This window comes from Paenibacillus sp. QJM3NY_38 (assembly GCF_056173265.1).
Window position 1 is genome coordinate 6154739 of sequence record NZ_CM149665.1, and the last position, 13216, is coordinate 6167954.

13 protein-coding genes are annotated in these 13216 nt (G+C 51.2%); 6 read left to right on the plus strand and 7 right to left on the minus strand.

Annotated features, from left to right (window positions below):
* Positions 1 to 34 precede the first annotated feature (34 nt).
* Together AC0VZ8_RS28505 and AC0VZ8_RS28510 are read left to right on the plus strand one after the other, a co-directional pair.
* Positions 35 to 1333, plus strand: a complete 1299-nt coding sequence (locus AC0VZ8_RS28505) for an aminotransferase class I/II-fold pyridoxal phosphate-dependent enzyme (protein ID WP_475485187.1) — start codon at positions 35 to 37, stop codon at positions 1331 to 1333.
* Between the two features lie 172 nt (positions 1334 to 1505).
* Positions 1506 to 1622: a sporulation protein YjcZ gene (locus tag AC0VZ8_RS28510; RefSeq protein ID WP_083397722.1), complete on the plus strand. Its 117-nt coding sequence runs from the start codon at positions 1506 to 1508 to the stop codon at positions 1620 to 1622.
* A 130-nt stretch (positions 1623 to 1752) separates the two neighbouring features.
* Here AC0VZ8_RS28510 and AC0VZ8_RS28515 read toward each other — a convergent pair whose 3' ends face one another.
* From AC0VZ8_RS28515 to AC0VZ8_RS28530, 4 genes are all read right to left on the minus strand, one after another.
* Positions 1753 to 2973, minus strand: coding sequence for an ABC transporter permease (locus AC0VZ8_RS28515; RefSeq protein WP_475485188.1), 1221 nt, complete (start codon positions 2971 to 2973; stop codon positions 1753 to 1755).
* Entirely contained in the window at positions 2970 to 3722 is a 753-nt protein-coding gene (locus AC0VZ8_RS28520) for an ABC transporter ATP-binding protein (RefSeq protein WP_071222429.1), read from the minus strand. The genes AC0VZ8_RS28515 and AC0VZ8_RS28520 overlap by 4 nt, the downstream gene beginning before the upstream one ends.
* Positions 3723 to 3840: 118 nt before the next feature.
* Positions 3841 to 5190, minus strand: a complete 1350-nt coding sequence (locus AC0VZ8_RS28525) for a DEAD/DEAH box helicase (RefSeq protein WP_475485189.1) — start codon at positions 5188 to 5190, stop codon at positions 3841 to 3843.
* Positions 5191 to 5448: 258 nt separating this feature from the next.
* A complete protein-coding gene (locus AC0VZ8_RS28530; protein WP_475485190.1) occupies positions 5449 to 6333 on the minus strand; it encodes a LysR family transcriptional regulator in 885 nt (294 codons plus the stop codon).
* 208 nt (positions 6334 to 6541) lie between these two features.
* On the opposite strand from AC0VZ8_RS28530, the gene AC0VZ8_RS28535 reads away from it, so the two are divergent.
* The gene (locus tag AC0VZ8_RS28535) at positions 6542 to 7822 is read left to right on the plus strand and encodes an adenylosuccinate synthase (protein WP_475485191.1); all 1281 of its coding nucleotides are present in this window, start codon (positions 6542 to 6544) and stop codon (positions 7820 to 7822) included.
* Here AC0VZ8_RS28535 and AC0VZ8_RS28540 read toward each other — a convergent pair.
* Entirely contained in the window at positions 7809 to 8561 is a 753-nt protein-coding gene (locus tag AC0VZ8_RS28540) for an alpha/beta fold hydrolase (RefSeq protein ID WP_475485192.1), read from the minus strand. The two genes, AC0VZ8_RS28535 and AC0VZ8_RS28540, sit on opposite strands and share 14 nt — an antisense overlap.
* Before the next feature lie 147 nt (positions 8562 to 8708).
* Between AC0VZ8_RS28540 and AC0VZ8_RS28545 the strand changes: the two genes are divergently transcribed.
* A complete protein-coding gene (locus tag AC0VZ8_RS28545; protein WP_475485193.1) occupies positions 8709 to 9650 on the plus strand; it encodes a helix-turn-helix transcriptional regulator in 942 nt (313 codons plus the stop codon).
* 44 nt (positions 9651 to 9694) lie between these two features.
* Complete coding sequence (locus AC0VZ8_RS28550; RefSeq protein ID WP_475485194.1) at positions 9695 to 10528, plus strand: nucleotidyltransferase domain-containing protein; 834 nt, start codon at positions 9695 to 9697, stop codon at positions 10526 to 10528.
* An 11-nt stretch (positions 10529 to 10539) separates the two neighbouring features.
* On the opposite strand, the gene AC0VZ8_RS28555 is transcribed toward AC0VZ8_RS28550, so the two are convergent.
* Positions 10540 to 11313 (minus strand): SDR family NAD(P)-dependent oxidoreductase, encoded by a 774-nt coding sequence (locus tag AC0VZ8_RS28555; protein ID WP_071222716.1) that lies wholly within the window; start codon positions 11311 to 11313, stop codon positions 10540 to 10542.
* A gap of 94 nt (positions 11314 to 11407) precedes the next feature.
* Positions 11408 to 11866, minus strand: coding sequence for a chemotaxis protein CheX (locus AC0VZ8_RS28560; RefSeq protein ID WP_071222422.1), 459 nt, complete (start codon positions 11864 to 11866; stop codon positions 11408 to 11410).
* Positions 11867 to 12284: 418 nt separating this feature from the next.
* Between AC0VZ8_RS28560 and AC0VZ8_RS28565 the strand changes: the two genes are divergently transcribed.
* Positions 12285 to 13187, plus strand: coding sequence for a LysR family transcriptional regulator (locus AC0VZ8_RS28565; RefSeq protein WP_071222421.1), 903 nt, complete (start codon positions 12285 to 12287; stop codon positions 13185 to 13187).
* Positions 13188 to 13216: the final 29 nt, after the last annotated feature.

Sequence of the window (13216 nt, forward strand, 5' to 3'; positions counted from 1 at the left end):
TAACCAAAAGTATTCGGAAGGAAGGAATCAGTTCATGAACCCATTGGTTGGTCAATTGAATGGAAAAATGCAAGCCGGCAATCCGCATGTGTACGACATGCTCTCCACACTCGGCAAAGAAATCTATTTCCCGAAAGAAGGCATACTGAGCCAATCTGCGGAAGCGACGAGCCATGCGAAAAAATATAACGCTACGATCGGTATTGCAACCGAAGGCGGAGTCCCGATGCATCTGGGCGTCATCCAGGACAAACTTTCGGCTTACCAGCCGAAGGATCTGTACCCGTATGCCCCACCGGCAGGCAAGCCGGAGCTGCGCTCCGTATGGCGAAACAAGATGATTCAGGAGAACCCTTCGCTTGAAGGCAAGAGCTTCAGCAATCCGATCGTTACGAATGCGCTGACGCATGGTCTTAGCATCGTAGCCGATTTGTTCGTGGATGAAGGGGACGCCGTTATTTATCCCGATAAGAATTGGGAGAATTACGAGCTGACATTCGGCATTCGCCGCCATGGCATTCATGTAACCTATCCTCTCTTCACAGATGATATGAAATTTAACGCCGAAGGACTTCGTCAGGCTCTGCTGAGCCAGAAGGATAAAGGCAAAGCGATCGTTCTCCTGAACTTCCCGAACAATCCGACGGGTTATACGCCTGGCGCTCAGGAAGGGGCCGCCATCGTGTCCGCGATCCAGGAAGCGGCCGAAGCTGGTATGAATATTGTGGTTGTTACGGATGATGCGTATTTCGGATTGTTCTTTGAAGATTCGCTGAAGGAATCGCTCTTTGGACGTCTGGCAGGCCTTCACCCTCGCGTGCTTCCTGTGAAGGTTGACGGAGCGACCAAGGAAGAATTCGTATGGGGATTCCGTGTTGGCTTTATCACGTATGCGGCAGAAGATAAAGACGTGCTGGACGCTCTGGAGCAGAAGACGCTCGGCATTATTCGCGCTACGATATCCAGCGCCTCCCACCCTTCGCAAACCTTTGTGCTGGAAGCGCTGAAGGCGCCGGAATTCCATGAACAGAAGGAAGAGAAATTCGCCATCATGAAAGGCCGCGCCAACAAAGTGAAATCCATTCTCGACAGCGGCAAATACGGCGATGTGTGGGAATACTATCCGTTCAACTCCGGCTACTTCATGTGCCTGAAGCTGAACACGGTAAATGCCGAGGAGCTCCGTTCCCATCTCATCCATGAGTATGGCGTAGGAACCATCGCCCTTGGCGAGCATGATCTCCGGATCGCCTTCTCTTGTATTGACGAGGAGTATTTGGAGGATCTGTTCGACCTGGTCTACAAAGGGATTCAAGATCTGCAGAAGGCTTAGTGATCAGCTGCATCCAACAACATAACCGTTCAAGCATAACAAAGACCGGGGAGAATCATCCCCGGTCTTTGTTTTTTCTTCTGCCACAAATAAACGCTCGCCCATACACATAGACCATTAGCTACATACAATACCGTGTACTACAAATCAACGAACTGAAAGGGGAATGAACATGGGTGCAGTTGAAGAAGTAAGATACGGCGGCGGATACGGCGGTGGATACGGAGTTGGAGCAATCCTGGTTCTCTTTATCCTGCTCGTTATCATCACTCGTTCTTTCTGGGTGTAACGACAACTAGATAACAGCCTAACAGAAATCGCAGGTCGCCACACCACGCACTGCGATTTCTGCAACCGGAATAACCCATACTATAATTACAATAGAAGGCCGGGACGTTAACGTCCCGGCCTCTTCCCGTTTATTCGTCGTCATCATCTTCACGTCGGCTCTTCCGGGCAGCAGCGCTTCGGAACAGAAATACAAGCACGATCCCTGCAGCCAGCGTACCCAATATACGTCCGGGGGCACTCAGGATGTCCGGAATGAGTGGGAGCCACAGGAGGACAGCCCAGAACAGCTGCACCTGGAAGATCAGTTTCCCTTCATTGTCGCGGCGCGTACCTTCCGGAAGCGGGTAGACATGCAGCCAGAACGATTCCGGGTGAAGCTTTCGCAGTGCAGACAGTTGGAGTCCGATAATCATTAGGCTGACCAGATACACAATCGCCGATACCAGACTCTCCCGGGTTGCCCACACCAGAAAGGCTCCCAACAGTCCGACCCGAATCAGTATGCCCAGAATATCACTGCGCGTCAGGCTCTTAATCAGAAGAAAGCGATAGGCGCTTTCCTTCTTCCACGCCAAGCCCTTGCCCCATCCGGACAGCCATTTCCGCGCATGGACACGCTGCCCGCGCTGAGGCACATTCACGAACCAGCTCAACACCATCATCACCCGGCTCGCCTGTCGCTCCTCAACGGCGATTAATCGTTCCCAAGCGACCAGGTACTTGCCGGGTACCGACAAGGCGGCAATATACGTGAGGCCGAGCAGCGCCATGAACAAGAGGGCGCGGCCCGTTGGATGCCATAACCAGGCGGCTAAGCTCAGCGCCGGAATGATCCAGCGGAGTGCCCGGTAGGCTGCTGCCGCGTTCCTTGACACCATAAGCTGCTCCTTCCAGCTGCCGAAGCTGGAGAGCAGTTTAAACAGCGTCAAAACAACAAACGTAGCCAGCAGCGGTTTTGGTGAAACATCGCTGCGTATGTATAGAGGCCATAGGATTAACATCACCAGTCCCAAACCGATGATTTTATAAATGACGCCGCTGAACCATGCTGTACTGAAGTATTTCTTCATCCGGGATTCCTGCGGAATGAGAAACACCGTATCCGCCGGACGCAGATAGGTACGGATGCTGCTGTTGATCATAAGGGGCACAAGGAAAATCATCATGATCCAGCGAATCGGCAGATCTGGCGGAATCTGCTGCAGTAGTGCAGTATACCAGGCAGCGAATGCAATCAGCAGAAACAGAAATACGACGGCTACCCCGCTCTGTATGACATAACCCAGATAGGGGAGAACTTCACCCCAAAACTGCCCGCGTCGTTTGACATACAGCTCACGCAGGTTCATTCGCCTTTACCGTCCTGAATCAACACATTAAACAGCTCCTCCAGCGACATCCCCGGCCTTCCGGCTTGGTCCTGAATTTCCTTCAGCGTTCCCTGAGCAATGATGCTGCCGCGGTGCAGCACGATGAACCGGTCGCAATAATTCTCAATCGTGGAGAGAATATGGGAGCTGAGCAATACCGAAGCGCCGGACGCCTTCAGCTCCAGCATGAAGTCAAGCAGCGAACGTATCCCGAGCGGATCAAGCCCAAGGAAGGGCTCGTCAATGATGTACAGCGACGGTCTGGCGACAAACGCGCACATGATCATCACTTTTTGGCGCATACCCTTGGATAAATGCGTGGACAGGCTGTCCATCTTCTCTTCCATGCGGAACATCTTGGACAGCTGCTCCGAACGCGACTCATAATCTTCACGGGATACGCCATAGGAGCGCGCCGTAAATTCCAGATGCTCGCGTACCGTCATCTCCTCATACAGCAGCGGGGATTCTGGAACAAACGCCAAAGCGCCGTGATAAGCTTCGGAATGCTCTGCCCGGCTCTTCCCTTGCACCTGAATGCTCCCTTTTTGCGGGTTCATCAGTCCGAGAATATGCTTCATCGTGGTGCTCTTGCCCGCCCCGTTCAGGCCGATCAATCCTACCATCTCACCCGGTTCAACCTGAAAGGTTACATCGTGCAGAACCGGTCGGTTCATGCTATACCCGCCGCTTAATCCTTGAACAGACAATACCGGCTGTTCACTCATTATCGATCACCTCTTATTCTGAAAAGTCCGGTCCCTGTGGATGTCGACCACATCCGTTGAATCGGACCCGAAAACAACATACCGGTTGCAAGCTCCGCATGGATGGAGCTTGCAGCCATTAGCTCCGTGGAGGCTTATTCTTCAGCCATTTTGGAGCGCCCTTGTTCTTGCGGTCCCGCTCCCTTTCACTCTGACGCTCACCCGATGCCTTACCGCTTCCCGCCTTACCATTGGCGCTGGTGGAAGCAGGCTTTCGGGCCGGTTTCTCTTTTCGGGCAGTACCTCCGGCTGACCCACGTGGACCATGTCCTCGATCGGCTGCTGGTGTAGCACGAGGAGATCTAACCTTCCCGCCATACAGAGCGCGTTCTTCAATTGATATACCCAGCTCGCGATTGAACTTGCGCATGATGAACGTCTGACGGTCCGTTACGAGCGTTATCGCCATGCCGCTCCGACCCATGCGTCCAGTACGTCCTGCGCGGTGTGTATAATGCTCGGCGTCAATAGGCGGATCGTAATTGATGACCATGCCGAGTCCTTCAATATCAAGTCCGCGGGCAGCGACATCGCTAGCCACCAAGAGCTTGGTACGCCCTTCTCTAAACGCATTCAAAACCCGGCTTCTGGTCATCTTGTCGGCATCACCATAGATGGCAGCCGCATTTAAGCCGAGGTAGTTCAGCTTCGCTTCAACCTCTGCCAAATTCTCCGTGGCATTGACGAAGACAATCGCACGGTCGGGATTGTAATGCCGGACTATGCGGCGCAGCATGTCCAACTTGTCACGCTCTTCGGTCACAAAATAATAATGCTCCAGCGCGGACGGTGTCCGCTGCTCGGGATCAATCCCGATTTCGACCGGCTGATCCATCTCCTTCTTAACGAGCTCTGCCGTCTCCGGACTCACCGTGGCGGATAAGAATACCAATTGACGATCACGTAATGCACTGCGCAGAATGCGATCCACATCGCCGGCGCCGCCCAGATTAAATACCTGATCCACCTCGTCCACTACGATCGTGCTTACTTGGTGCATCTTCAATTTCCGGATTTCGATCAACTCCCGCACGCGTCCCGGCGTCCCTACGATCAGCTGCGGATGCAGCTTCAGCTTCTCAATCTGACGCTTGGCCGCGGCGCCCCCGATGAGACCGAGCACACCGATTCCGCGGGCTTCCCCGTAACGCTCGCTCTCTCTCACAATCTGTACGGCAAGCTCTTGTGTCGGAGCAAGAATCAATTTCTGTGTTCCCTTGATCTCCGGATCGATGCCCTGAAGCACAGGCAGCAAATAAGCAAGCGTCTTGCCTGTGCCTGTCTGGGAAGTCGCAAGCACGTCCTTGCCTTCGAGTATGGGCGGTATAGCCTCAGCCTGAACGGGAGAAGGCGTGACAATGCCAAACTCCGTTAATCTGGAGGACAAATCCTCGGCTATTCCTAATGTATGAAATGTAGTAGCAGTCATATGTTAGTCCATCCTTTTTTTAGATATCAGAAGTCTATAATTCCAAAGCGCGTCTGCCTGATATCGCTAGAAAAAATCTTCCGATACATGTGGTTTGTTTACTTCATACGGTGGTAGCAGGCGTGTTTCCTACCAAGTTTTGATCACTCTTTTTCATTATATGCCAAAACAGGAGTCCTCACCAAATCAAACATCCTAAACGGCAGTGAACAGCACTTTCAAACATGGCCAATTCGAATGGCTCGATTACCGACCTGGCTAAGGCAAAAGAGAAAGAAATGACTTGGCGGCAGCAGATAACGGAATGCCTCGAAGCGTTGCAATTCCTATGCTGCGCTCGGGAATCGGAGGATGGAGCGGCACCTCGATCAGCTGTCCTCCTTGCAGTTCCTCGTTAGCATAGTCGCGAATGACAAAAGCCAGTCCAAAGCCGCTCCGGGCAAACTGAACCAGCAGCTCAATGCTGCCAAGCTCGAACTCGGGTTTCAGCGTCACTCCCTGCCGCTCGGCATATTGATCGACATAGTTTCTTGTGCTCCCGCCCCTCTCCAGCATAAGCAGCGGGTAGTTCCCGATATCGCGAAGGGACAAGGGGTGCTGTAACTGTGCCCGCTCCACAAATGACTTGCCGGCAACTAAACAATCATGGATCGGCGAACTCGCGCGAAAATCGATTTGTTTATCGGTGGCCGGTAAATGAACGATGCCAAAATCAATCTTCCCTTCCTTGAGAAGGGACAGCGTTTCCGGGGTTGTGCGGTTGGAGATGCGGATGCGTATATCCGGATAAGTGGCGTGGAAATACTCCAAATGCGGCAGCAAATAATACTTGCACAACGTATCGCTTGCTCCAATATTAATTTCGCCGCTTTGCAAGTTATGCATGTCCGCAATCGCCTTTTCGCCGATCTCGATAAAGCTGAAGGCCTGCTCGATATAGCGAAACAGCACATCACCCTCCGACGTGAGTTTAACCCCCTTGGTTGTCCGAAAGAACAGCGGCCCTCCGATCGTTCCCTCCAAATGCTTAATGGTATGGCTGACGGCCGGCTGGGTGATATGGAGATGCTCCGCTGCCCGCGATAAACTGCCAAGCCGGGCGGTCCAATAAAAGACACGATACCACTCCATATTGATTTCCATTATGATTACCTCGATTTTATCCTATGATAACGGGAATTCTTAACGAAAGATCAGCTTAGAATTCACCTGTTATCCGTATTCTTCTCTACAGAATCGTATAACATAAATGAAACTAATGTCTACTATTACTAATATCAATTTTATTTATGATAATTCAGCTCATATAATGAGCCCTGTAAAGAAAAAGACCGTAGGAGGCGAATATGCTTTGACAGTTACAGCCATAGTAGGAGCCAATTGGGGAGATGAAGGCAAAGGAAAAATGACGGATGTTCTTGCGGCGCAATCGTCGTATGTCGTCCGATTTCAGGGAGGGAGCAATGCAGGACATACCATTATTAACGATTTTGGGAAGTTTTCGCTGCACATGCTGCCGTCAGGTGTATTCTATCCAAACGTAACAAATATCATCGGTCCGGGAACCGCTTTGGATATGGAGGTATTGATCAAGGAGCTGCAGGAGCTGGAAGCAAGGAACGTCCCCGCCCCCAAACTGTTTATATCGGAGCGCGCCCAAGTCGTGCTTCCTATTCATCGGCTGCTGGATGAACTGGAAGAAGAACGGCTCGGTGCCCGGGGATTCGGTTCTACGAAACGCGGGATCGCGCCATTCTATGCTGATAAATATGCAAAGCTGGGCATTCAGGTAGCTGATCTGTTCCATCCCCAGAGGCTTCGTGAACGGCTCGAGCAGATGCTTGCCATCAAGAACGTGCAGCTGCAGCATCTGTACGGGAGAGATCCGCTAAGCGTTGAGGAGATGACCAAGCAACTGCTGGAGTCCTTCCAGTTCCTGTCTTCATATATCAAGGATACCACCACGATGCTGCAGCAAGCCTATATGAAAGGCGACCCTATTCTCGTGGAAGGCCAATTAGGGGCACTGCGGGATCCGGATCACGGGATTTACCCGTTCTCCACCTCCTCCTCCACGCTGGCAGGTTATGCACCGGTCGGAGCTGGACTGCCGCCGTACGCCATCAGCCAAGTCATTGCTGTGGTTAAGGCTTATTCAAGCTGTGTCGGCGCCGGCCCGTTCGTGACCGAGCTGCATGGGGATGAAGCGGATGAGCTCCGCCGCCGTGGCGGCGATGCAGGCGAATACGGGGCAACGACTGGCCGGCCAAGACGAATGGGATGGTTTGATACGGTAGCCACCCGTTACGGCTGCATGGTGCAGGGAGCTACCGAAGCCGTTCTCACTAACCTTGACGTCCTGGGGTACCTGGATGACATCCCCGTATGCGTTGGCTACGAATTAGAGGACGGAAGCATCATTGACCATTTTCCGGTAACGGCCGATCTCCAGTCTGCAAAGCCTGTTCTGAGAACACTGAAGGGCTGGAAATGCGACCTGTCGCATATCCGATCCTTTGACGAGCTCCCGGAAGCCGCACAGCAATATGTGCAGTTCATTGAATCGTCCATTGGCGTTCCTATCAAGACGATATCCGTCGGCCCGAGACGGGATCAGATTATGATGAGATAACCGGGTGACGGCCTTCGTTCACTTGATTTGCGAAGCCATCCAGTATCCGCTGGACTCCACGGGGATCGCTCAGCATTGGCAAATGGCCGGTGCTGAGGCTTTCCACCCCATCTGCAGACAGATTGGCTATCATGCTTTCCTGCGTGGATAATCCGAACTCTTTGTCTTGGGTGAGCTTCACATAAAGCTTTGGCACATCGGGAACAGACGCTTGAACGCGATCCGTATAGACTCTGCGGGATTCCGGAACAAACTCCGCTGCGATTCGGGAAGCCAACTCCTCCGGCAGATCACTGCACAGCCCATTACGGATTGCGGATTCAGGCGGCTTCGTGCCAGCCGTTTTCAGGATGATCGGCATGATGGCCCTCAGAGGAAACGGAAGCACCGAAACAAATGAACCTCCGCGCTTAGGAATCGCGGCACCGATGGCTACAAAACCGGCAACACGGCCTGTGAAACGGGAGGCCAGCTCCATAGCCAATACCCCGCCCAGGGAATGCGCCACAATGACAAACTTGTTCGTCTCCCACGTTCTCACCTGCTCCGCCATATGGTTTACGTAATCCTCCAGCCCCAAATGATGTCCCGAAACCACGTTCCGATCCCGCAATGGGTATTCCACTTTCAAACACGGATGACCCAGCCCTTCCACAACGTAATCCCATACTCCTCCGTTCAATCCTGCTCCGTGTATAAAAACAAATCCCAGCTCTTCTTTAGTCATGTCTTGTTTCATTCTATATTCTCCTCCCTTAATGGACCCTGCTCCAAGGATTCAGCGTGAACCCTTGCTTCTTGAGAACATCATATCTTTTAAATAAGACAAATATTGTCTTATTTAAAGAATAAGATAAAATAAATGATATGAGACGGAGGTATTCCTATGCAGAAATCCCAGCGCCTGATTCAATTAATGATGATGATCAATGCAAAAAAATCGTTTACGGTAAAAGAGCTGGCCGATGAATTCGGGCTCTCCGTAAGGACCCTGTCAAGAGATTTGGATGAGCTGAGCGGGCTCGGCGTTCCCATCTACTCCGTGCAAGGCCGAGGGGGCGGATACAGATTGCTGCAGGAGCGGATGCTGCCGCCGATCAGTTTCACGGAAAGCGAGGCGACCGCCATCTTTTTTGCGTGCCAATCCTTAAGCTATTTCAGCACGCTCCCGTTCGGTGACGGAGCCGCCACGGCCCTCCACAAGTTCTATCATTATTTGCCGGCAGATACCAAGGAGCAGATTGACCGTCTTAAGGATCGCGTTATGATCCACAGTCCATTCCGTGCGATGTCCAGCGAGATTTTACAAACGCTAATGGAAGCCATCATGGTTCGGCAAGTGGTCACCATCTCCTATCGTTCATCCGCAGGAAGCAGTCAGCGGCATATTCAGCCTATCGGCTTGTATGCAAGCTCGGGCTACTGGTATTGTCCGGCCTACTGTTTTACTCAAGAGGATATCAGACAGTTCAGAGTCGACCGGATCATTGCTGCCAGCTTCAATGAGTCCATAACGATCCGTCAAGATATCGCCAGCCAAACGCTGCGTGACATACCGGAAACCGGGGATGGGGAAATGAAGCCGTTTGAGGTACAATTAACTTCCAAAGGGGTTTGGCTGCTTGAAACGGATACTCGCCTTGGCCCCCATATCCATAAGAACAAGGATGGCAGCGGAATTATTCAGCTTGAATTACCAGCAGCCGACATCTTCTTCTATTCGGACTATGTGTGGCGTCTCGGAGAGGATGCTACCATCATCTCCCCAGCTGAAGCCGTTCAATGGACCCGCGAAAAAATTGAATCCATGAGGCAAAGGTATACATAAGGGTAGATCAATTCCGTATACAACATTTAAGGAGGAGAACATGCATGAGTGCAGAAGTTGATTCTTTGATCCAGCGGATAACGGAAGAACTTCGGGAGGTGCCCGGCGTTATAGGGATCGTACTCGGGGGGTCCAGAGCCAAAGGAACCGCCAAACCGGATTCCGATATCGATATCGGCATTTATTACGATGAATCACAAGGATTCAAGGTAGAGAACATCGCTAAGGTGGCGAAGAAATTAGATGACGAGCATCGGGAGGGGATTATTACTTCATTGGGTGAATGGGGTGCCTGGGTTAACGGGGGCGGTTGGTTAATGATCGAGGGCTATCATGTGGATTTCTTATTCCGTGATGTACACCGCGTATCCGGCATCATCGACGACTGTTCCGCAGGCTCAGTATCCGTGCATTACCAAACCGGACATCCGCATGCTTATCTGAATGTGATGTATATGGGGGAAATCGCGATTTGCCGCATACTGTGGGATTCGGATAACCGAATACAGTCGCTGAAAGCCAAAACGGCTCCTTATCCAAAAGCATTAAAGGATGCAATCGTTGGCTTCTTTACCTTCGAAGCATCCTTCTCCTTGATGTTTGCGGATAAAACAGCTGCCAGCGATGATCTTAGCTATGTAACCGGCCACTGCTTCCGCTGCATTTCGAGCTTGAATCAAGTGCTGTTTGCCAAAAATGAGTTGTACTGCATCAATGAGAAGCGTGCGGTGGCCATGATCGAAACCTTTCCCATCAAGCCAGCCAATTATAAGCAGCGCGTGGACCGAGTAATCACACTGCTCTCATCAGATGCAGAAAAAACAAAACAAGCCACTGCGCTGCTTCAGGAGCTTGTTGCCGAAACGGAAGCGTTGTAGCGCCGCAGCCGTTATTTCTTATTCATCCATTTGTAAGACACGCGGTCTGCAAACCTCGGAAACAGCTGGTACAGCCTTATGCCCAGTGAGGCCAGCCTCGGAAGATTGAGTTCTTCCTTGCGCTTTCTCACCAGCTTCACGACCTGATCCGCAACATATTCGGCCTTCATCATAAACCAGCTCACATTTTGGACATAACCGCCTGTCGGATCGGCCAAGGAAAAAAACGGGGTATCGATGGGGCCGGGGTTTACAGTAGACACGGTTATGCCTGTGTTCCTCAGCTCCTGCCGGAGTGAATTGCTGAACCCAAGCACGGCATGCTTCGTGGCCGAATAGGCGGTGGATTTAGCCGTTCCGATTTTTCCGGCCATGGATGCAATGTTTACGATATGGCCGTCACCCCGCTCCAGCATCCCCGGCAGCACGGCTTGCGTACAGCGCACGATGCCCATATAATTGACGTCCATCATGTCCTGAAACTCTTCTTGGCGCATGTCCATGACAGCTTCGAACTTGCCGTAGCCGGCATTGTTAATCAGCACGTCGATTCTGCCATGGCGACGAAGAAGGCCTTCCATGACAGATTGCACCTGCTCGGGGCTCTGAACATCCATAGTTGCAAGCTCATGGGGGCCCGGCATTCGCGCACCCACCTCCTGCAGACGTTCTACCGAACGTGCACACAGCACCACATATGCTCCTTCTGCAGAAAGCTTCTCCGCGATCAAAGCGCCGATTCCGCTGGATGCTCCCGTTACGACGACAACTTTATTTTTTAACATGATTTCATTATCCCTTTCTTCGCCGGCACACCTCATGATTCCTCATTATTGACAGAGACTTGCATGCACGGCTATTGGGTTCATTACTCCTATTTTATGAAATCATGACTTGAATATCCAGCTCCCCGATTCCTTCCATTCTCAGCGGAATACAAAGGGCTTTCTTCTGAATAAGACTTGACGTGCTATCCGATTTCATTACCTTGGGAGGCGTAATATCCACGCTGACGCCCTGGTTCGATAAAATGGTGCTGGCATTGCCGCTTATCATGTTTCCGAGCTCTGAAATCGCACTTTGCCCCATCTCATCCATCTCGGTAATGACATAACCGCCCATCATCACCGATACCATCTGCAGAGCTACCTGCTCCTGAATTCCAAATACAATGTCACCGTTCATTTGGCCTGTCATGCCAATTTGGATCCAGATATGATTCTCCAAATATCCGATCTCTTTGACCCCAAGATTCCCCGTGGAAGGTGAAACCTGTATGACTTGTTCGATCACGTGTCGTGCGGACTCTAAAAAAGGATTGATGACTTCCGCTTTCATTCCTCATTACGCCCCTTTCACTGGGTTGTTGGTCAGGGTCCCAAAGTCCCACCTATATATTTAAACATTATAATGGATACCTTGTAATAAATCATCACAAAATAGCGACAGCCCTCATTCCAACAACTGTATTTCCATGTCAGCTATCGCTTGAAACGCTTTAGTACGAAGATATTCCTTTCGCTTAAACGGGCCTTTGGTCTCACCTTTTTTCTATGTCTACTTTACTATTATCGGAAGGTTTCCCCATCTTTTAATAATAATTAAATGGAAATTAAAATGTTTTTCATTTTTTCGGCCGAAAACAACCAGGTTTGCTCCCTTCGTTGCTCCACCGGGAAGAATAACCTATAATTTAAATAATACAGATTGCACGCGATAGATGAGCGGAAGAATATATCAAGTAAGGAGGAAGGCTATGAACATCAGCCAATTGGAAACGCTTATTACCATCTCCAAAACGATGAGCTTTCGCAAAGCGGGAGAGCTTCTTAATCTGACACAACCGGCGGTATCCGCCCAGATCAAGAGCCTGGAGGAAGAATTTAAAACAGTGCTGGTGGACCGGAGTCAGCCCGTAACGTTAACCGACCGGGGACAGGTCTTCGTGGACCATGCCGAACAAATCCTTGGGATCGTCGATGAGCTGAAGCAGCGGCTATCCGACCTTGATCAAACTCCCCAGGGTCATATTCAGCTGGGTACAACCACTTCCATAGCGATTCAGATCCTGCCACGGGTACTTTCCTACTTTCAGGATCAATTCCCTCATATTAAAACAACCATTCAATCCATGGCCTCTTCGCAAATCTACCACAGCGTGGAGAACGGGCTCATCGACATCGGGATCGGTTATCTGATCGAGCGCAATCCCAACTTAAGCACATCCATTCTGTACTACGATACCTTTGAGCTTGTCGTATCCCCTCAGCATCCGCTAGCCAAACTCTCCACGGCAAGCATGGATGTGCTCGGCGGAACCCCCCTGATTCTGCTAACGCGTGATACCGTTGGCCGCCGCTTCGCAGACGACGTAATGAAGAAGCACGGCATTGAGCCTCAGGTTGTTATGGAACTGTCTAGCAGCGAAGAAATTAAACGGATGGTCGAGATCAATTTGGGCGCAGCGATTATATCGAAGCAGTCCGTCGCGACGGAGCTGCGTAACGGCACCCTGCAGATTGTTCCCCTGAGCGAGCTTGAAGTCAGCCACCCTGTCGGCGTAATCTATAAGAGCGGACGATACGTCAGCTCCGCTATGCGTCAATTCCTCAGTGACCTGAAAGGCATGCCCGAAACACAGTTCATCAGCAGCGAATAACGCCGCATCAAACCTAGAATAATAATCAA